Source organism: Lentzea sp. NEAU-D7 (assembly GCF_026242055.1).
GTDB lineage: Bacteria > Actinomycetota > Actinomycetes > Mycobacteriales > Pseudonocardiaceae > Lentzea.
Window position 1 is genome coordinate 137749 of record NZ_JAPJDL010000014.1, and the last position, 18260, is coordinate 156008.

Sequence of the window (18260 nt, forward strand, 5' to 3'; positions counted from 1 at the left end):
ACGACCACTTACCGGCGCCAGTACGCGTTCCTACTGTGACCCGCAACCCAAGGAGGTCCGACAGTGGCTCTCGACTACGCGGTGATCGCCGCCTACGTGCTCGGCATGATCGGCATGGGCTGGTGGGGCATGCGCCGTGCCACCAGCAAGAGCGAGTACCTGGTCGCCGGACGCAGGCTCGGCTTCACGATGTACTCCGGCACCATGTCGGCCGTCGTGCTGGGCGGCGCGTCGACCATCGGCGGTGTCGGGCTCGGCTACCGGTACGGCCTCTCCGGCGCCTGGATGGTGTTCGCCATCGGCCTAGGCATCCTGCTGCTCAGCGCGCTCTTCGCGCGCAGGATCGTCAGGCTGAAGGTCTACACCGTCTCCCAGATGCTCGACCTCCGCTACGGCGGCAACTCCAGCACGATCTCCGGCCTGGTGATGGCGGCCTACACGCTGATGCTCACCGTCACGTCCACGATCGCGTACTCCACCATCTTCAACGTCCTCTTCGGACTGCCGAAGTCCGTCGGCGTGATCCTCGGTGGCGGCGTCGTGGTGCTGTATTCGGTGCTCGGCGGCATGTGGTCGATCACGCTCACCGACATCGTGCAGTTCGTCGTGAAGACGGTGGGCATCCTGTTCCTGCTGCTGCCGATCAGCCTCGCCACCGCGGGCGGCTTCGAGGGCATCCGGCAGCGGCTGGACGACCCGGCGATGTTCGAGGCCGGCAACATCGGTGTGAGCACGATCGTCACCTACCTGCTGATCTACGTGTTCGGCCTGCTGATCGGCCAGGACATCTGGCAGCGCGTGTTCACCGCGAAGTCGCCCCGGGTCGCGACCTGGGGTGGCGTCACGTCCGGCCTCTACTGCCTCGTCTACGCGGTCGCGGGAGCGGTGATCGGTCTCGCGGGCAAGGCGCTGTACCCGGACATCGCGAACAAGGACGAGGCGTTCGCGACGATCGTGGAGAACCTGCTCCCGACCGGTGTGCGCGGGCTCGTGCTCGCCGCCGCGCTGGCCGCGATGATGTCCACCTCGTCCGGCGCCCTCATCGCCTGCGCCACGGTGGCGTCCAACGACATCTGGCGCGGCAAGGCCAAGAGCGGCCGCGGCGCCGCCTCCGACGTCCACGACAACCGGATGTTCACGCTCGTGATCGGTGTCGTCGCGATCGCCGTCGCGGTGGCGCTCAACGACGTCGTGGCCGCGCTGACCGTCGCCTACAACATCCTCGTCGGCGGCCTGCTGGTCGCGATCATCGGCGGCCTGGTGTGGAAGCGCGGCACCCGGCTCGGCGCGATGGCGTCGATGGCGGCCGGCTCCCTGACGGCGATCGGGTTCATGGTGCTCGTGGACGTGTACGCCAACGAAGCCATCTACTACAGCCTCGGCGCGTCCTTCGCGACCTACGTCGTGGTCAGTCTCGCCACCCCCGCCACGGATCCGGCGGTGCTCGCGGCGTGGGACCGCCGGGTGGCCGGTGACACGGCGGAAGAGGAACTGGTGCAGGCATGATCGGCCCCGTCGACTCCTCGCGGGTCCCGCGCTACGCGGGCCCGGCGACCTTCGCCCGGCTGCCGCGCCTCGACCAGGTGGCGCACGCGGACGTCGCGGTGGTGGGAGTCCCGTTCGACACCGGCGTCTCGTACCGCCCGGGCGCCCGGTTCGCGCCCGCCGCCGTGCGGGAGGCGTCCCGGCTGCTGCGCCCGTACAACCCCGGCCTCGACGTGTCGCCGTTCGAGCGCCTGCAGGTCGTCGACGGCGGGGACATCGCGGTCAACCCGTTCCACATCGGCGAAGCCGTCGAGACGATCGAGGGCGCCGCCGCGGACCTGCAGCGCGACGGCACCCGGCTCGTCACCATCGGCGGTGACCACACGATCGCGCTCCCGTTGCTGCGGGCGGTGTCGCGGATCCACGGGCCGGTGGCGCTGCTGCACTTCGACGCGCACCTCGACACCTGGGACACCTACTTCGGCGAGCCGTACACGCACGGGACGCCGTTCCGGCGCGCGGTCGAGGACGGCGTCCTCGACACCGAGGCGATCTCGCACGTCGGCACGCGCGGACCGTTGTACGGCAAGAAGGACCTGGAGGACGACCGGCGCCTCGGGTTCGGCATCGTGACGTCGTCGGACGTGATGCGGCGCGGTGTGGACGAGACCGTGGACGCGTTGCGGCAGCGGATCGGATCGCGCCCGCTGTACGTGTCGGTCGACATCGACGTGCTGGACCCGGCGCACGCCCCCGGCACCGGGACGCCCGAGGCCGGCGGGATGACCTCGCGCGAACTGCTGGAGATCCTGCGCGGGTTGCGCGGGCTGAACCTGGTGGGCGCGGACGTCGTGGAGGTGGCGCCCGCCTACGACCACGCGGACATCACGTCTGTGGCAGCCTCGCACGTGGCCTACGACCTGGTGAGCCTGCTGGCGCTGAAGGAGAACGCGTGACGCCCGCTGGGAGGACATCACGTCTGCGGCAGACAGCGCCCACGGTGACCTACGACCTGACGGGCCCGCTGACACTGAAGGAGAACGCGTGACGCCCGCTGGGAGGACATCACGTCTGCGGCAGACAGCGCCCACGGTGACCTACGACCTGACGGGCCCGCTGACACTGAAGGAGAACGCGTGACGCCCGCTGGGAGGACATCACGTCTGCGGCAGACAGCGCCCACGGTGACCTACGACCTGACGGGCCCGCTGACACTGAAGGAGAACGCGTGACGCCCGCTGGGAGGACATCACGTCTGCGGCAGACAGCGCCCACGCTGGCCCTGTTGGTACCGAAGGAGGAGCAGTGACGCGCAACGGCGGTGACGTCGTCGTCGAAACGCTGGAAGCGCTCGGCGCGCACACGGTGTTCGGCATCCCCGGCCAGCACGCCCTGGGCCTGTTCGACGCCCTGCGCCGGTCCGAGTTGCGGTACGTGGGCTCGCGGACCGAGGTCAACGCCGCCTTCGCCGCCGACGGTCACGCGCGGATCACCGGCTCGGTGACGCCGCTGCTCGTGTCGACCGGGCCCGGTGCGCTGCAGACCCTCGCCGGGCTGCAGGAGTCGGCCGCCGCGTCGGCGCCGGTGCTGGGCATCTCGTCCCAGATCCCGTCCGCCGGCCTCGGCGGTGTGCGGGGCGGGTACCTGCACGAGCTGACCGACCAGCTGGCCTCGTTCCGCGACGTGGTCAAGCACGCGCGGGTCGTCCGGCACGCGTCGCAGATCCCGTCGGCGCTCGCCGAGGCGTGGGAGATCGCGCTGACCGCGCCGTTCGGGCCGGTGTGGGTCGAGATCCCGCAGGACGTGCTGCTCGCGCCCGCCTCCGTGCCGCCCGTGACGTCGGTGGTCTGGTCGCCGCGCGAACTGCACCCGCGGGCCGAGCTCGTCGAGGAGGCCGTGCGGTTGCTGAACGGCGCCGAACGGCCCGTGATCCTCGCCGGGGGCGGTGCCCTCGGCGCGTCAGCGGAACTGCTGGAGCTGGCGGAGAACCTGCGGGCGCCGGTCGTGTCGACGTTCGGCGGCAAGGGCGCCTTCCCCTGGGAGCACCCGCTCTCCGCGCAGTCGTGGCTGGAGGACTGGCACACCACCGAGTTCCTGGCCGGCGCGGACGTGCTGCTCGTCGTCGGGTCGGGACTGGGTGAGCTGTCGAGCAACTACCGGACGTTCCGGCCGCGCGGCGCGGTGGTCCAGATCGAGGCCGACCTCGGCAAGCTCGAGTCCAACTACCCCGCGCTCGGCATCCACGCCGACGCCCGGCACGCGTTGCGCGCGGTGACGTCCGGCGTGACGGCCCGCGCCGTGGACGGTGCCGCGGAGGAACGGGTGCTGGGCCTGCTGGCCAGCGTGCGGGAACGGTTCTCCGAGCAGGAGCTCGACCTGGAGTGGCAGGTGCTCGCCGCGCTGCGGGCGGCGGTGCCGGACGGCACGCCGACCTGCTGGGACATGACGATCCTCGCGTACTGGGCCTGGTCGGCGTGGGATCCGCGGGGTGGTGCGCAGTTCTCCGCCCAGGGCGCCGGCGGGCTCGGCTACGGCTTTCCGGCGGCGCTCGGGGTCGCGGCGGCCGTCGACGGGCCGGTGCTCGCGGTGTCCGGTGACGGCGGCGCGATGTACGGGATCTCGGAGCTCGCGACGGCCGCGCAGCACGGGTCCCGAGTCGTGTGGCTGATCGTCGACGACGGCGGCTACGGCATCCTGCGCGAGTACATGACCGACGCGTTCGGCCAGGCCACCGCGACCGAACTGACCCGCCCCGACTTCGTGGCGCTCGCCGGGGCGTTCGGGGTGCCCGCCACCCGCAGCACACCCGAGTCACTGCGCGAGGACCTCGCCAAGGCGTTCGCCGGAGAAGGCCCGCACGTGGTCGTGCTGCCCGCACTGCTGCGCATGTTCGCCCCCACGCACCTGGAGCACACGTGATCGTCGCGAACTTCGTCAACGGCGCCTCCGCCACCGCTGAGGAGACCTCACCGCTCATCGACCCCGCCACCGGCGAGGAGTTCGGCCGCGCGGTCGTCTCCCGTGCCGCCGAGGTCGACGCGGCGGTGCGCGCCGCCGAGGCGGCCTTCCCCGCCTGGTCGCGCACCACGCCCGGCGAACGCCAGCTGGCGCTGCTGAATCTGGCGGATCTGCTGGAGGTGCGGGCCGGGGAAATCGCCGACGCGGAGGTCCGGGAAACCGGCAAGATCCGCTCGGTCCTGCTGGACGAGGAGATCCCGCAGTGCGTGGACCAGATCCGGTTCTTCGCCGGTGCGGCAAGGGCTCTGGGCACCGCCGCCGCGGGTGAGTACGTGCCCGGCCACACCTCCTACCAGCGGCGGGAGGCGGTCGGGGTGATCGCGCAGATCACGCCCTGGAACTACCCGCTGATGATGGCCGTGTGGAAGATCGCCCCGGCCCTGGCGGCGGGCAACGCGGTGGTGCTCAAGCCCGCCGACACCACGCCGTCGTCCACGGTGCTGCTCGCGACGCTGGCCGCCTCGGTCCTGCCCGCGGGCGTGTTCAACGTCGTGCTGGGCGACCGCGACACCGGCCGGTTGCTGGTCGAGCACCCCGTGCCCGCCATGGTGTCGCTGACCGGCTCCACCCGCGCCGGCGTCGAGGTCGCCCGCAGTGCCGCCGCGATGGTCAAGCGCACGCACCTCGAACTCGGTGGCAACGCCCCGGTCCTGGTGTTCGACGACGTCGACGTGGCCGCCGCCGCGGAAGGCGTCGTGGGCGCCGCGTTCTACAACGCGGGCCAGGACTGCACGGCCGCTTCGCGGGTGCTGGTGCACTCGGCCGTGCACGACGAGTTCGTCGCCGCGCTGGTGAAGGCCGCCTCGGCGCAGGTCCCCGGCACCGACTTCGGGCCGTTGAACAGCCAGGCCCAGCTGGACCGCGTGCTCGGCCTGCTCTCGCGCACGTCCGGCACCGTCCACTGTGGAGGCGAGCGGCACGGCTCCGAGGGCTTCTTCCTGCAGCCCACCGTCGTCTCCGGACTCGGCCAGGACGACGAGCTGGTCCAGGAGGAGGCGTTCGCGCCGCTGATCACCGTGCAGGCCTTCGGTTCCGACGACGAGGCGATCGCACTGGCCAACGGGGTCCCGCAGGGACTCGCGTCCTCGGTCTGGACCCGCGACACGAGCCGGGCCGCGGCGCTGACCGCGCGGCTCGACTTCGGCGTCGTCTGGGTCAACACGCACGGTGTCATCACGGCCGAGATGCCGCACGGCGGGTTCGGCGCCTCGGGCTACGGCAAGGACCTGTCGCTGCACGGCCTGGAGGACTACACGCGCGTCAAGCACGTGATGATCGCGCACTGAGCATCGCCCGGTACGGCATCGGGTAGTGCAGCAGGCTCGCCGGGATGAACGCGGACACCACCCGGATCATCCGGATCCACCGGCGCAGCCTGCGCCCGTCGCGGTCCGTCCACTCCAGACCGAGCTTGGCCCGCAACGCCTCCGGCAGCGTGCCGACGGCGAAGTCCGGCAGCACCTGCGCCGCCACGGGACGCACCAACGGCCAGAGCGCGCTCGGCAGGTGTTCGGCGCCAGGCGCCTTGCCGGTCCGCAGCTGGAACGCCTCCAGCAGCTCGTCCACCCCGTCGGTGGGCTTCAGCTGGGTGGCGACCACCTCGTCGAGGTACTCCCGCAACGCGATGAGGTCGCCCGGCATCGACCTGATGCCGAGCGACTCCCCCGTCTCCCGCCACTCCCGGTACAGCCGTTCCTCGTGGATGGCCGGGAGGCGGGGCCGCAGCAACCGGTACGCCGTGAGCAGCGAGTCGAAGCTGGTGGCGTGCACCCAGCGGAACAGCTCCTCGTCCGCGCCGGGAATCCTGGAGTGGGCGCGCACCAGCCGTTCCGCCTCCCGCACGGCCTGCTCGCCGCCGAACAACCGCAGCTGCGACGAGGTGATCGTCCTCGTGAGCCGCGCGAACGGATCGGCGCGGTAGCCGTCGCGCACCGCGGCGGCGATGACCGGGTGCGCGACCTGCATCAGCACCGCGCGTCCCAGCACCACCAGCTCGAACCGCGTGTACCAGCCCAGCCGCCACGTCACCGACTCAGGTCCCAGCGTCACGATCATGATCATTCCCCGGGACAGGACACCACCCGCGGATCATCACCCCAAAGAATTACGGCACCGGCCGGGATCTGCTCTGCGGCGGCACGCGCGGAAAGCGTTCCGGCACTTGACCTCCAGCTAAGTCGAGCTCCTAGCGTCGGCGCCATGTTCGCGATTCGGCAGTACGAGTTCGGCCCGGCGGAGAACCTGCGCTTCGAGGAGGTTCCCGACCCGGAGCCGGCGAGCGGTCAGGTGCGGATCACGGTCGCCGCGGCCGGGGTGCACCTGGTCGACACCACGATCCGCCAGGGCGGGTTCGGCCCCGTCGGCTTCCCGATGACGCCCGGCCGTGAGGTCGCCGGGGTCGTGACGGCGCTCGGCGACGACGTGCCTGGTGACTGGCTCGGACGCCGGGTCGTCGTGCACCTGGGCCAGGCGAGCGGCGGTTACGCCGAGCTCGCGGTCGCCGGCGTCGGCGCGTTGCACGCGCTGCCCGACGACGTGTCGTTCGAGGCGGCCGTCGCGATGATCGGCACCGGGCGCACGGCGGTCGGGGTGCTCGACGCCGCGAAGCTCACGAAGGACGACGTGGTGCTCGTGACGTCGGCGGCCGGTGGCATGGGCGCGTTGTTCGTGCAGGAGGCGCGCAACGTGGGTGCGCAGGTCATCGGGCTCGCCAGCGGCGAGAAGCTCGACCTCGTCATGGACAACGGCGCGGACGCCGCCATCGACTACACCCGGCCAGGCTGGGCGGACGGCCTCAAGGACATGACCGTGGTGCTGGACGGCGTCGGCGGTGAGGCGGGGGCGCAGGCGCTGAAGACGCTGGGGCCCGGCGGGCGGCAGATCATCTACGGGTGGGCGTCCGGGACCGCGACCCCGATCAGCACGGAGGCGTTGTTCGCCAACAGCCTCACCGCGACCGTCGCGCTCGGGCCCGGCCTGATGCGACGCGGGCTGCGGGTGCTGGAGGACGAGGCGATGGCCGGGCTGGCCGGTGGGCGGTTCGTGCCGCTGGTGCACCCGCCGTTCGCGCTGGAGGACGCGGCCGCGGCGCACGTGGCGCTGGAAACCCGTGCCACGGCGGGAAAAGTCGTGCTCAAGCCGTGAGAAGAGGGGCCACGTCCGTCCAGCGGAAGTGGCCCCTCGTCCCCTCGGTCACGCCTGCACCGGCACCTCGACGAACTTCTTGCCCGCGAAGTTCTCGACCACCACGGACTTCACGTCCTTGGGGTCGACCAGCGCGGAACCGTCCAGGTTCGTGCCCTCGGCGGCGCCCTTCTTGGACACCACCCAGGAACCCGCCTCCTGGCGGCTGCCGTCCTTCGCGACGACGAAGATCCGGCACTTCTCGCCTTCGGGAATGCCGTTGATCGCCATGTTCGTGCGCACCCAGCCGGCGGCGGGGACGACCTTCACGGTCATCGAAGCCTTGGTGGCCGGGTCCGTGAACGTGGCGAGCCTGGTGCCCGCCGGGTCCGGAGCCACCGTCGGGGTGGGAAGGGCCGTCACATCGGGTGACGTGGCCTTACCGACGAAGACACCGGCACCCAGCACCAGCGCGGCCACGACGGCCGCCGCGGCACCGAGCGCGAACTGACGACGCCGTGCGACGCCGCCCCGTTCGGCACGCACCTGGCGCAAGGTGCGCTGCAACAACAGATCGCCGCCCTCGGGCGGCCCGTCCAGCATGGCCTCCGGCGGCACCTCGCCGAGGAAGGCCTCCATGTCGCGGAGCTCTTCGAGTTCACGCGCGCACTCGGGGCAGGACGCCAGGTGCTCGTCCATCTCACGCACCTCCTGCTCGTCCAGTGCCCCTAGAACGTAGGCACCGAGCAGTTGCGGGTCGTGCTGCGTGGTCATCCAGCCACCCCCTTCAGTGCGACCTTCTGACCTCCGAAGGTCTCCCTCAAGGCTCGCAACGCGTAATACGATCTGGATTTCACTGTGCCAGGTGGCACCCCGAGCGCTTCCGCCGCCTCCGTCACGCTCCGGCCGCGGAAGTAGATCTCCATCAGCACGTCGCGGTGGTCGGAGGACAGCCTGTCGAGCGCTTCGAGCACCACCACCGAGTCGACGACCTGGTCAGCGTGGTCGCGCTCGATCGGGGGCGTCGCCGGGGACTCCGCCACCTCCTGAGGCCGCGCGGCCTTCGCACGAACCCTGTCGGTGACGATGTTGCGCGCCACCGTCAGCAACCAGCCACGCACCGATCCCTTGCCGTTCACGAGGGCGTCGGGATGGCGCCACGCTCGGACCAAGGTCTCCTGGACCACGTCCTCGGCAGCCGCCCGATCGCCGGTCAGCCGCGTCGCGTACGCCAGAAGCGCCCGGCCGTGCTCCTCGTAGAGCGATCGGATCAGTGCCTCGTCGGCCGCGGTCTCCCGTTTGCGGGAGAACAAAGCCGCCATCCACCCACTCCTCCCCGCCCGCGAACACCTCTGCGGGCGTCCTGTTCAAGACCTCAGCCGACACACGAGCGACAGAGAGCTTCGGTTCAACGGCGTTCAACTGAAAAAAATGGAATGCCGGATGTTAGCGGGAACGGTTGAGGTGCCCGACCAGCTCCGCCATCCGGTCCTCCGGCATCGCGTTGATGTACATGCCGTGGTCGGTCGCCGGATCGCGCAGCTCCTCCTCGAAGCTGTCGATCGCGAACGGCCGGCCTTCGGGGATGTCGTAGCCCACGGTGACGTGCAGGCGCGGGATCGGGAACGTCTTGGCCGGGCACATGCCGCCGGCCAGCGGGAACACCACGTGCGTGCGGTGGGAGGCGCTGTCGGTGTTGTTGCCGTCCCAGCAGCTGCCGAAGTCGAAGCTGCGCAACGTGGTCGCGCTTCCGCACAACGGGTACTTCGTCGTGTAGCGGTCCGGCCGGTCCGAGCAGCTCCACCGGGCGCGCGTGTTGGGGCCGTGGCCGTTGGAGAACGCCGACGGATCACCGGTGATCAGGCGCAGGAACCGGGGCATCGGCAGGACGTCGCTCACGGGGTTGCCGTCGTACCGGATCTCCACGCTCTTCGGCGGCAGCACCTCACCGGTGTTGCCGTGCAGGCCGCCACCGTCCGCGTGCTCGTCGTGCCCGACACCGTCGGTCAGGCGCAGCACGGGCCAGTAGTAGGTCGACAGGTCGTTCTTCTCGCACGTGGTGGTCGCGGCCGCGAGGGACTCGTCGGTCGACCCGGCGTCGGCGGACCTGTTGCCGACGTACTCGTGCGTGTGGTGGGCGCCGAACGGAACGCCGGGTGAGACGACGGGGTTGTCCGCGTTGAGGTGGCGTTCCTCGTTCGCGCCGCACCGGATGACGACGTTCGGCGTCTTCGGGCCGGTGAGCACCTGGTCGAGCTCGCTGACGTACTGGTCGGCGGACGGCGAGCCGCTGGACGTGCCGCGCAGCAGCACCGCGGAGCCCGTGACGACGAGGAGCGCGACCACCGCGACCGCGAAGGTCACCGGTTTGTTCCGGGCCACGTCCACAGCCTGCCAATCCGTCCGGCCGAACAGAAGTGCGCCGTCTCAGCAGGACGGACCGCGTTCGGGCACGACGATAACCCGGCGCGTCACGTCACCGACGAACCGGGCGGGCGGGGACTCGGGGCCGTGGACGACGGTGCTCCGCGACCCGAGTCCCCCTCCTGCGCTAACTGGCGGTCACCAGCGGCCGGCGGTCGTGGTCGACCACGCTGACCCCCGTCACGTCCCCGGCCCGCACCAGCGCGGATCCGGCCAAGGTCACCTCACCGCCGTGCGCCCTCCACGAGCCGGCGGTGAACGTCCGTCCGTCCTTCGTGTGCACGACGAGCCAGCAGGCTTCCCCGTCCTGCATGCCGTCGACCGTCGCGACCAGCTTCAAGCCACCTTCGGTGTCGGTGACCTGCACGGCCATGCGCGCACCGGCCGGCGAGGTCCCCTGCAGGAGCGCGTCGACGTTCCCGGTGCCACCGACCCCCATTCCCTGACCCAGCCAGACGCCCCCAGCGAGCACTCCGGCGACGACAAGGGTCGACGACAAGGCCGTGATGCGTCCACGGCGGCGCACGGCCTGATCTCTCTCTTCACGAACCGTGCCCAGCGTGCGCTGGAGCAGGTGGTCCATGTCCGGCGGAGGCCCGTCGAGCGCGGCCTCCGGTGGCAGTTCTTCCATCAGCATGTCGTTCTCGTTCAACTCGTTGGTGCCCAGGACGTTCGGTGCCATGCGCTGGCGGACGCGGCAATGGACACGGTTACGCGGAACGATGCACTCAAATTTCTCCTTCTCCAGCCCCGCGTGCGGCGGTGACCAACACCTTCAGAACGAGCCTGCGAGGAACTTGGTTCAACGCAGATACAACGAGGTTGCGCAGCACACACGAATTGGTTGACCTGGGGCTCTACCAGCTCCTAGGCTCTCATATATGATGTATGACCGGCCGGGAGTCCTTCCGGCGTCCCGGACGGACTTCGTTCTGGAATCGATCAAAGAAGCGATTCTTCACGGAAAGCTGAAGCCCGGTCAGGCGCTCGTCGAAACCGATCTCGCCGCGACGCTCAACGTCTCGAAGACGCCGGTGCGCGAGGCGCTCAAGACGCTCGCCGGGTCGGGGCTCGTGGTGATGAGCCCGTACAAGGGCGCCACGGTCCGCACGGTCGACGCGGAGATGGCCGCGTCCGTCTACGACGTGCGGATGCTGCTGGAACCGGAGGCCCTGCGCCGTTCGGTCGAGCTGGGCGCGGACCTCACCGAGGCGCGGTCAGCTCTGGAGGAGGTTCCCGACCTGGCCCAACGGAGTTTGACCCGGCGCAGCCTGGCCAACCGCCGCTTCCACCGCGCGCTCTACGCCGGGTGCGGCAACCCGTTGCTGGTCGGGATCCTCGACGGGCTGCGGGATCAGGCCGCGCTGATCACCGTCGCCGGCTGGGGCCTCCACCCCACCTGGGACGCCGAGGAGGCCGAGCACCGGGCGATCCTCGTCGCCGCCGAGGAGGGCTTCGGTGACGTCGCCGCCGATCTGTTGCGCCGCCACATCCGGACTTTCGCCGATCGAGTGGTCGAGGAGCTTCCCGATGTCGTTCGATGACTTGTCCGAGCAGCTGGCCTCCGTCGTGGCGATCACCGTCACCCCCTTCGGCGCGGACGGGGCGATCGACGAGAAGGACTACGCCGCGGTCGTGGACAGGATGGTCGAGGGCGGGATCTCGGTCGTGACGCCGAACGGCAACACGAGCGAGTTCTACGCGTTGTCCTCAGCCGAGACCGAACGCGCGCTGCGGATCACCGTGGACGCCGTCGGCGACCGCGCGGCGATCGTCGCCGGGGTCGGGCACGACCTGTCGTCCGCCGTGGCCGCCGCCCGGTTCGCGGACCGGGCCGGCGCTCGCGGGATCATGGTCCACCAGCCGGTGCACCCGTACGTCTCGCTGGACGGGTGGGTGGACTACCACCGGGCGATCGCCTCGGCGGTGCCCGAGCTCAGCGTGGTCCTGTACGTGCGCAACCCGCGCATCGGCGGTGCGCAGATCGCGGCGCTGGCGGACGCGTGCCCGAACGTCGTCGGCGTGAAGTACGCGGTGCCGGACCCGGTGCGGTTCGCCTCGGTCGCCCGCGACGCCGGGCTCGAGCGGCTGACGTGGATCGCCGGGCTGGCCGAGCTGTCGGCGCCGGGGTACTTCGCGGTCGGGGCCACCGGGTTCACGTCGGGGCTCGCGAACGTCGCGCCGGAGCTGTCGGTGCAGATGTTCCGATGCCTGCGGGCGGGCGAGTTCGGTGCGGCGATGGAGTTCTGGGAGTTCGTCCGGAAGTTCGAGGAGCTGCGGGCGGCCGGCGAGTCGGCGAACAACGTGTCCGTGGTCAAGGAAGCGCTGGCGCAGCTCGGGTTGTGCCGCCGGGATGTGCGGCCTCCCGCCTCGGTGCTGCCGGAGGCGGACCGTTCGGCCGTGGGTGTGCTGCTGAACTCGTGGAGCCTGCTGTGAGGTCCGCCCCGAAGAAGCTCCGCAGCGCGGAGTGGTTCGAGGGCGAGGGGCTGCGGGCGTTCTCGCACAACGCCCGGATGCGCCAGCTCGGCCTGAACCCCGCCGAGCACCTCGGCAAGCCGGTCATCGCGATCCTCAACACGTGGAGCGGCATCAACCCGTGCCACATGCATCTGCGCGAACGGGCCCAGCAGGTCGAGCGCGGGGTCTGGGAGGCAGGCGGACACCCGTTGGAGTTCCCGGTGTCCACGCTGTCGGAGACGTTCCAGAAGCCGACCCCGATGCTGTACCGGAACATGCTGTCGATGGAGACCGAGGAGGTCCTCCGGTCCTACCCCGTCGACGGCTGCGTGCTGATGGGCGGCTGCGACAAGACCACCCCCGCGCTGCTGATGGGGGCGGCCTCCGCCGGACTGCCCACCGTCTTCGTGCCCGCCGGGCCGATGCTGCGGGGCCATTGGCGGGGCGAGAAGCTCGCGTCAGGCACGGACATGTGGCGGTACTGGGACGAGAAGCGGGCGGGCACGATCTCGTCCGCCGACTGGGCGGAGATCCAGTCCGGGCTGGCCCGCTCCCCCGGCACGTGCATGACGATGGGCACGGCCTCGACCATGACGGCCGCCGCGGAGGCGCTGGGGCTCACGTTGCCGGGGGCGTCGTCGATCCCGGCCGTCGACTCGGCGCACCACCGGATGGCGGCCGCGTCGGGCATGCGCGTGGTCGAGATGGTGCGCGAGGGGCTGACGATCGGCGACGTGCTGTCGGCGGAGGCCTACGAGGACGCGATCCGGACCGTGCTGGCGCTCGGCGGGTCCACGAACTCGTACATTCACCTGATCGCGATGGCCGGACGGTCGCAGATCCCGTTGTCGCTGGACGACTTCGACCGGTTGTCGCGCGAGGTGCCCGTGCTGGCCTCGGTCCAGCCCGCCGGATCGCACCTGATGGAGGACTTCTACTACGCGGGCGGGCTGCGCGGGCTGCTGTCGCGGTTGCGGGACTCGTTGCACCTCCAGCGGATCACGGTGACAGGGCGGACGTTCGGCGAGGACCTCGACGGTGCCGAGGTGCACGACTCCTCGGTGATCCGCCCGGTGGACGATCCGATCTCCTCCGAGGGCGGACTGGCCGTGCTGCGGGGCAACGTGGCCCCTGACGGCGCGGTGATCAAGTACGTGGCGGCTGATCCCGGGTTGTGGCGGCACACCGGGCCCGCCGTGGTCTTCCACGGCTACCAGGACCTGCAGGCACGGATCAACTCCCCGTCGCTGGAGGTGACGAGGGATTCGGTGATCGTGCTGGCCGGGGGCGGCCCCAAGGGCGGGCCCGGCATGCCGGAATACGGGATGCTGCCCATCCCGGACAAGCTGCTGCGCGAGGGTGTCCGGGACATGGTGCGCGTGTCGGACGCGCGGATGAGCGGAACTTCTTACGGCGCATGCGTTCTGCACGTGGCACCGGAAGCCCACGTCGGCGGGCCGCTGGCGTTGGTGCGGGACGGCGACCTCGTGACGCTGGACGTCGAGGCGCGGGTGCTGCGCGTGGAGATCTCCGACGAGGAGATGGCGCGTCGCCGGGACGCGTGGACGCCGCCGCCCGCGAAGTTCGAGCGCGGGTACGGCGCTTTGTACTACGAGCACATCACGCAGGCCGACGAGGGCTGCGACTTCGAGTTCCTGTCACGGCCCGGGCGGAACCCGGAGCCCAATGCGCACTGAGTCCTACTTGGACTCGATGCGGCCCTGGTCGGTGGCGGCGTCCTGCCAGTCGGCGGTCCCGAGCAGCTGACTGCGCAGGTAGGCCGTGGTGAGCCGCTGCACGACAGCGACCCGTTCAGGGCTCTCGTCCGTGGTCTCGGCGACGTCGTAACCGGAGACGCCACCGAACCCGTGCTCCGCGCCGAACAGCGTGAGCAGGTCCTTCGGGCCGGGCGCCAGGTGGTACGGGTCGGCGTGCCAGTCCGGACCCGCGGTGGTCAGGTGTGCGGAGGCGTCCGCGTCACCGGCGACCACGAGCGCGGGCGCGGTCATCTCGCTGAAGTCCGTGGTCTGCATGAAGGAGTAGTTCTCCTTCACCACGTCGGTGACCGCGTCGCCGCGGCCGGTCGAGCCGAGCAGCACGCCCGCCTTGATCCGGTCGTCCTTCAGGCTCACGCCCTCGGTCCTCATGCCGAGCAGCAGGCTCGCGGTGTGGCCTCCCATCGAGTGGCCGACGACCGCGATCTTCGTGCGGTCGAGGCGGTCCCGCAGTTGCGGCACGGCCTTCTCGATCTCGTCGAGCCGGTCGATGATCTGCGACATGTCCTCGGCGCGTTCACGCCAGAACATCGGCGCGCCGGGCGTGGTGGCGGGCAGGTTCAGGGACCTGCTGCTCAGGTGCGTGGGCTGCAGGACGACGAAGCCCTCCTCAGCCCAGTGGTTCGCGAGCGGCGCGTAGCCGTTCAGCGAGGACAGGTGGTTCGAGTAGCCCTGCCCGTGCGACAGCAGCAGGATCGGCAGGCCGGTGCCCTCGGTCGGCGCGGAGACCTTCACCTGCAGGTCAACAGGCCTGCCGGGGATCTCGAGCACGACAGGGCTCACGGTGAAGACGGTCATGGGGTTCCCTTCGAGTACAGTCACTCAAGCGGAGCGACGTTCCGGAACGATACGGAGCACTGTTCCGCTTTGTCAACCGACCGCTCGGGAAGGAGTGCGCGTGCCACCACGCAAACGAGCCGACGCCGTGCGCAACGAGCAGACGCTGCTCGCCGCCGCGGCCGAGGTGTTCGTCAGATCGGGCGTCGACGCGCCGATCCGCGAGATCGCCGCCGAGGCCGGTGTCGGCATGGGCACGATCTACCGCCACTTCCCCACGCGCTCGGACCTCGTCGTGGCCGTCTACCGCCACCAGGTCGAGGCCTGCGCGGAGGCAGGCCCCGTCCTGCTGTCCACAGAGGACTCCCCTGCCGCCGCGCTGCGGAAGTGGATCGACCTGTTCGTGGACTTCCTGGTGACCAAGCACGGGCTCGCCGGCGCGATGCAGTCGGACAGCAGCGGCTTCGCGTCGTTGCACGCGTACTTCCTCGACCGGCTCGGACCGGTGTGCGGCTCGCTGCTCGACGCGGCGGCCGCCGCCGGCGAGATCCGCGCCGACGTGCGGCCGTTCGAGCTGATGCGCGGGATCGGCAACCTGTGCATCGGACGGGACGACGATCCGCGCTACGACGCGCGGCGGCTGATCAGCCTGCTACTCGACGGGCTCGCCCGCCAGCAGTGACCGTGCGGCCACCGCCGCCCCGTCCGTGCGGATCATGCCCGCCGCGGTGGTGGCACGGGCGCGGGTCCCGGGAGCCAGCGCCGTCGCGAGCGCGGCCGACAGCGATTCGAAGGACGGCACCGGTCCGTCGTGCGCCGCACCGATGCCCAGCTCGGCCACCCTAGTGGCCCAGAACGGCTGGTCCACGATCTGCGGCACCACCACCTGCGGCGCACCGGCGCGCGCCGCGGTCGTCGTGGTGCCCCCGCCTCCGTGGTGGACGACGGCGGCCACCCGGCGGAACAACGCCTGCTGGTTGACCTCGCCGGCGACGAAGCAGTCGTCGCCCTCGCCGACCTGGGTCAGGTCGGCCCAGCCCCGGGCCAGGAGCACCCGGCGCCCCTGCGCACGGACCGCGTCGACGACGACCCGGCCGAGGTCCGCCGAGGCGTGCATGGGCATGCTGCCGAAGCCGACGTAGACCGGTGGCTCGCCGGCGTCGAGGAAGGCGGCCAGGCCGGGCGCGAGCGGGCGTTCGTCCGGCAGGATCCACGCGCCCGTCTGCTGGACCTCCAGGTTCGTCAGCTCCGGCACCGGCCAGAGCAGCGGATCCGCCGCCAGCAGCACCGTGCCGGTGTAGACGTGGTCGCGGACGTTGTCCACCGGCGGCAGGCCGAGCCGCGCCCGGTGGGTGTTCAACGCCGGGCGGTACATCGCGTTCACGTTCTCCGCGTCGATGTCCCACAGCACCCGGTTGTCCGTCTCGTCCGGCGGAAAGGGCCTGCCGGGGCGTTGCGACGGCTTGCGGTGCGGCGACGGCAGCGAGATGTCGTGGAACATCGCGAGGACGTACCGCAGGCCCAGGTGCCCGGCCACCGACCGGGCGCCCGCGGGCATCAGCCCGGACGCCACCAGCACGTCGGCGCCCTCGGCCGCGGTGGCGACCGGGCCGAACCACTCGCCGACCAGCGCGGCCGCGACGGTCGCGGGATCCGGCCGCGCACTCGTCACCAGCTCGCGCACCGACTGTCCGAACGGGACGAACGGAACCTCGTGGGCGTCCAACCGGGACACGAACTCCTCGTCCGGCGGCACGCACACCACCGCCTCCGCGCCGAGCTCCCGCACCGTCACCGCCAGCGCGATCAGCGGTTCGACATCTCCGCGCGACCCGAAACCCGCAAGAACGACACGCACTTCGAGACTCCCCAGTTCGCCCGGCTTCCGGCTACGGCCGCGAATTCTGCGGGGCGGACGGGGTCTTGCCGCAAGTCCCCCCGTGCGCTGTACGTTGAAGTGGGAAGACCCCCGGATGCGGATCCGGGGGTCCTCCGTTGTTCTGGGGCGAGCGCCTGTGTCGAGGTCTGGTGCGATGGAAGTCGCGCTGGAGGCCCGGCTGTCGCGGATCAGGCCTCTCCGTTTCGTGAATCCGGCTCAGCTCGTGACCCGCCTCGAAGACCGGCCTGACACCTGACCCGTCATGATTGGTTCAACCGGCTGTTGAGGGTGAGGTAACAAGTGGCGGTCACCATCCGCGACGTGGCACGCAGGGCACACGTGTCCGTCGCCACCGTTTCGCGTGCGCTGACGTCCCCGGAGCTCGTGCGCCCGGAGACCAGGACGCGCGTGCTGGCCGCCGCGACCGAGCTCGGCTACCAGCCCAACAGGGCGGCTCGCGGGCTGATCACGGGCAAGACGGGCAACATCGGCATCGTCGTGCCGGACCTCGACAACCCGTTCTTCACCGGCGTGCTCAAGGCCGTGCAGGCACGGGCGATGCAGGCCGACTACGCGGTGTTCGTGGCGGACAGCGACGAGGACCCGGTCTCCGAGGCCAAGCTCGTGCACGCGATGGCCAAGCAGGTCGACGGCGTCGTGCTGTGCGCGCCGGGCCTGGAGGACTCCCAGGTCTACGAGGTGGCGGGCGTGACCTCGCTGGTGCTGCTGAACCGGCGCCTGCCCGGCGTGCCCGCCGCGTTGATGGACTCGGCGGGCGGCATGCACGCCGTCATCGACCACCTCGTCGCTCTCGGGCACCACCGCATCGCCTACCTCAACGGGCCGCGCACCTCGTGGTCCAACCAGGAGCGTCGCCGCGGCCTGATGAAGGCGGTGGCGAAGCACGGGGTCGACCTGGTCGACCTGGGACCGTTCGCACCGCGCTACGAGGGCGGCCTGCAGGCGGCGGACCTGGCCGTCGCGGCCGGCACGACGGCGATCGCCGCCTACAACGACATCATGGCGCTGGGCGTGCTGGCCCGGCTGCGCGACCGCGGCATCTCCGTGCCGGGCGACGTGTCGGTGACGGGCTTCGACGACCTCACCTACGCCTCGCTGTGCTCGCCCGCGCTGACGACGGTGGCGATGCCCGTGGCGCAGGCCGGACGCACGGCCGTGAACCTCCTGCTGGACTGGCTCGACTCCGACCACACCGACGTGCCGCAGATCGTGGCGGAGACCCAGCTGATCGTGCGCGGGACCACGACGCCGCCGAAACGCTGACACGATCACGATCTGTCGCGGGGCGGCCACAAAGGACG

At 70.9% G+C, this 18260-nt stretch carries 17 protein-coding genes; 10 read left to right on the forward strand and 7 right to left on the reverse strand.

Annotated features, from left to right (window positions below; all coding sequences use genetic code 11):
• Positions 1-63: 63 nt before the first annotated feature.
• From ORI60_RS26750 to ORI60_RS26765, 4 genes are all read left to right on the forward strand, one after another.
• Positions 64-1506: a sodium:solute symporter gene (locus tag ORI60_RS26750; protein WP_266040754.1), complete on the forward strand. Its 1443-nt coding sequence runs from the start codon at positions 64-66 to the stop codon at positions 1504-1506.
• On the forward strand, positions 1503-2441 hold the full coding sequence (speB, locus tag ORI60_RS26755; RefSeq protein WP_266040755.1) for an agmatinase: 939 nt from the start codon (positions 1503-1505) through the stop codon (positions 2439-2441). The genes ORI60_RS26750 and speB overlap by 4 nt, the downstream gene beginning before the upstream one ends.
• 349 nt (positions 2442-2790) lie before the next feature.
• Entirely contained in the window at positions 2791-4404 is a 1614-nt protein-coding gene (locus tag ORI60_RS26760; protein WP_266040756.1) for a thiamine pyrophosphate-binding protein, read from the forward strand.
• Positions 4401-5789 (forward strand): aminobutyraldehyde dehydrogenase, encoded by a 1389-nt coding sequence (locus ORI60_RS26765; RefSeq protein ID WP_266040757.1) that lies wholly within the window; start codon positions 4401-4403, stop codon positions 5787-5789. The genes ORI60_RS26760 and ORI60_RS26765 overlap by 4 nt, the downstream gene beginning before the upstream one ends.
• On the opposite strand, the gene ORI60_RS26770 is transcribed toward ORI60_RS26765, so the two are convergent.
• A complete protein-coding gene (locus ORI60_RS26770) occupies positions 5764-6552 on the reverse strand; it encodes an oxygenase MpaB family protein (protein ID WP_266040758.1) in 789 nt (262 codons plus the stop codon). The genes ORI60_RS26765 and ORI60_RS26770 overlap by 26 nt on opposite strands.
• 150 nt (positions 6553-6702) lie before the next feature.
• Here ORI60_RS26770 and ORI60_RS26775 point away from each other — a divergent pair, with 150 nt between their 5' ends.
• Positions 6703-7647: a zinc-binding dehydrogenase gene (locus ORI60_RS26775; RefSeq protein ID WP_266040759.1), complete on the forward strand. Its 945-nt coding sequence runs from the start codon at positions 6703-6705 to the stop codon at positions 7645-7647.
• Between the two features lie 48 nt (positions 7648-7695).
• On the opposite strand, the gene ORI60_RS26780 is transcribed toward ORI60_RS26775, so the two are convergent.
• From ORI60_RS26780 to ORI60_RS26795, 4 genes are all read right to left on the reverse strand, one after another.
• Positions 7696-8400 (reverse strand): anti-sigma factor family protein, encoded by a 705-nt coding sequence (locus ORI60_RS26780; RefSeq protein WP_266040760.1) that lies wholly within the window; start codon positions 8398-8400, stop codon positions 7696-7698.
• A complete protein-coding gene (locus ORI60_RS26785; protein WP_089953784.1) occupies positions 8397-8948 on the reverse strand; it encodes a sigma-70 family RNA polymerase sigma factor in 552 nt (183 codons plus the stop codon). Before ORI60_RS26785 ends, ORI60_RS26780 begins: the two co-directional genes overlap by 4 nt.
• A 124-nt stretch (positions 8949-9072) precedes the next feature.
• A complete protein-coding gene (locus tag ORI60_RS26790) occupies positions 9073-10008 on the reverse strand; it encodes a DUF1996 domain-containing protein (protein WP_266040761.1) in 936 nt (311 codons plus the stop codon).
• 169 nt (positions 10009-10177) lie between these two features.
• Entirely contained in the window at positions 10178-10732 is a 555-nt protein-coding gene (locus ORI60_RS26795; RefSeq protein ID WP_266040762.1) for an anti-sigma factor, read from the reverse strand.
• A 199-nt stretch (positions 10733-10931) separates the two neighbouring features.
• On the opposite strand from ORI60_RS26795, the gene ORI60_RS26800 reads away from it, so the two are divergent.
• From ORI60_RS26800 to araD, 3 genes are read left to right on the forward strand one after another with little or no spacing between them, the layout of a single operon-like run.
• Positions 10932-11594 (forward strand): GntR family transcriptional regulator, encoded by a 663-nt coding sequence (locus ORI60_RS26800; RefSeq protein ID WP_266040763.1) that lies wholly within the window; start codon positions 10932-10934, stop codon positions 11592-11594.
• The gene (locus ORI60_RS26805; RefSeq protein ID WP_266040764.1) at positions 11581-12486 is read left to right on the forward strand and encodes a dihydrodipicolinate synthase family protein; all 906 of its coding nucleotides are present in this window, start codon (positions 11581-11583) and stop codon (positions 12484-12486) included. The genes ORI60_RS26800 and ORI60_RS26805 overlap by 14 nt, the downstream gene beginning before the upstream one ends.
• Positions 12483-14204: an L-arabinonate dehydratase gene (gene araD, locus ORI60_RS26810; protein ID WP_266040765.1), complete on the forward strand. Its 1722-nt coding sequence runs from the start codon at positions 12483-12485 to the stop codon at positions 14202-14204. Before ORI60_RS26805 ends, araD begins: the two co-directional genes overlap by 4 nt.
• Positions 14205-14207: 3 nt before the next feature.
• On the opposite strand, the gene ORI60_RS26815 is transcribed toward araD, so the two are convergent.
• Positions 14208-15080 (reverse strand): alpha/beta hydrolase family protein, encoded by an 873-nt coding sequence (locus ORI60_RS26815; protein ID WP_266040766.1) that lies wholly within the window; start codon positions 15078-15080, stop codon positions 14208-14210.
• Positions 15081-15180: 100 nt separating this feature from the next.
• On the opposite strand from ORI60_RS26815, the gene ORI60_RS26820 reads away from it, so the two are divergent.
• Positions 15181-15741, forward strand: a complete 561-nt coding sequence (locus tag ORI60_RS26820; protein ID WP_266040767.1) for a TetR/AcrR family transcriptional regulator — start codon at positions 15181-15183, stop codon at positions 15739-15741.
• Here ORI60_RS26820 and ORI60_RS26825 read toward each other — a convergent pair.
• Positions 15712-16917 (reverse strand): glycosyltransferase, encoded by a 1206-nt coding sequence (locus tag ORI60_RS26825; RefSeq protein WP_266040768.1) that lies wholly within the window; start codon positions 16915-16917, stop codon positions 15712-15714. The two genes, ORI60_RS26820 and ORI60_RS26825, sit on opposite strands and share 30 nt — an antisense overlap.
• Before the next feature lie 342 nt (positions 16918-17259).
• Between ORI60_RS26825 and ORI60_RS26830 the strand changes: the two genes are divergently transcribed.
• Positions 17260-18222, forward strand: coding sequence for a LacI family DNA-binding transcriptional regulator (locus tag ORI60_RS26830; RefSeq protein ID WP_323055947.1), 963 nt, complete (start codon positions 17260-17262; stop codon positions 18220-18222).
• Positions 18223-18260 lie beyond the last annotated feature (38 nt).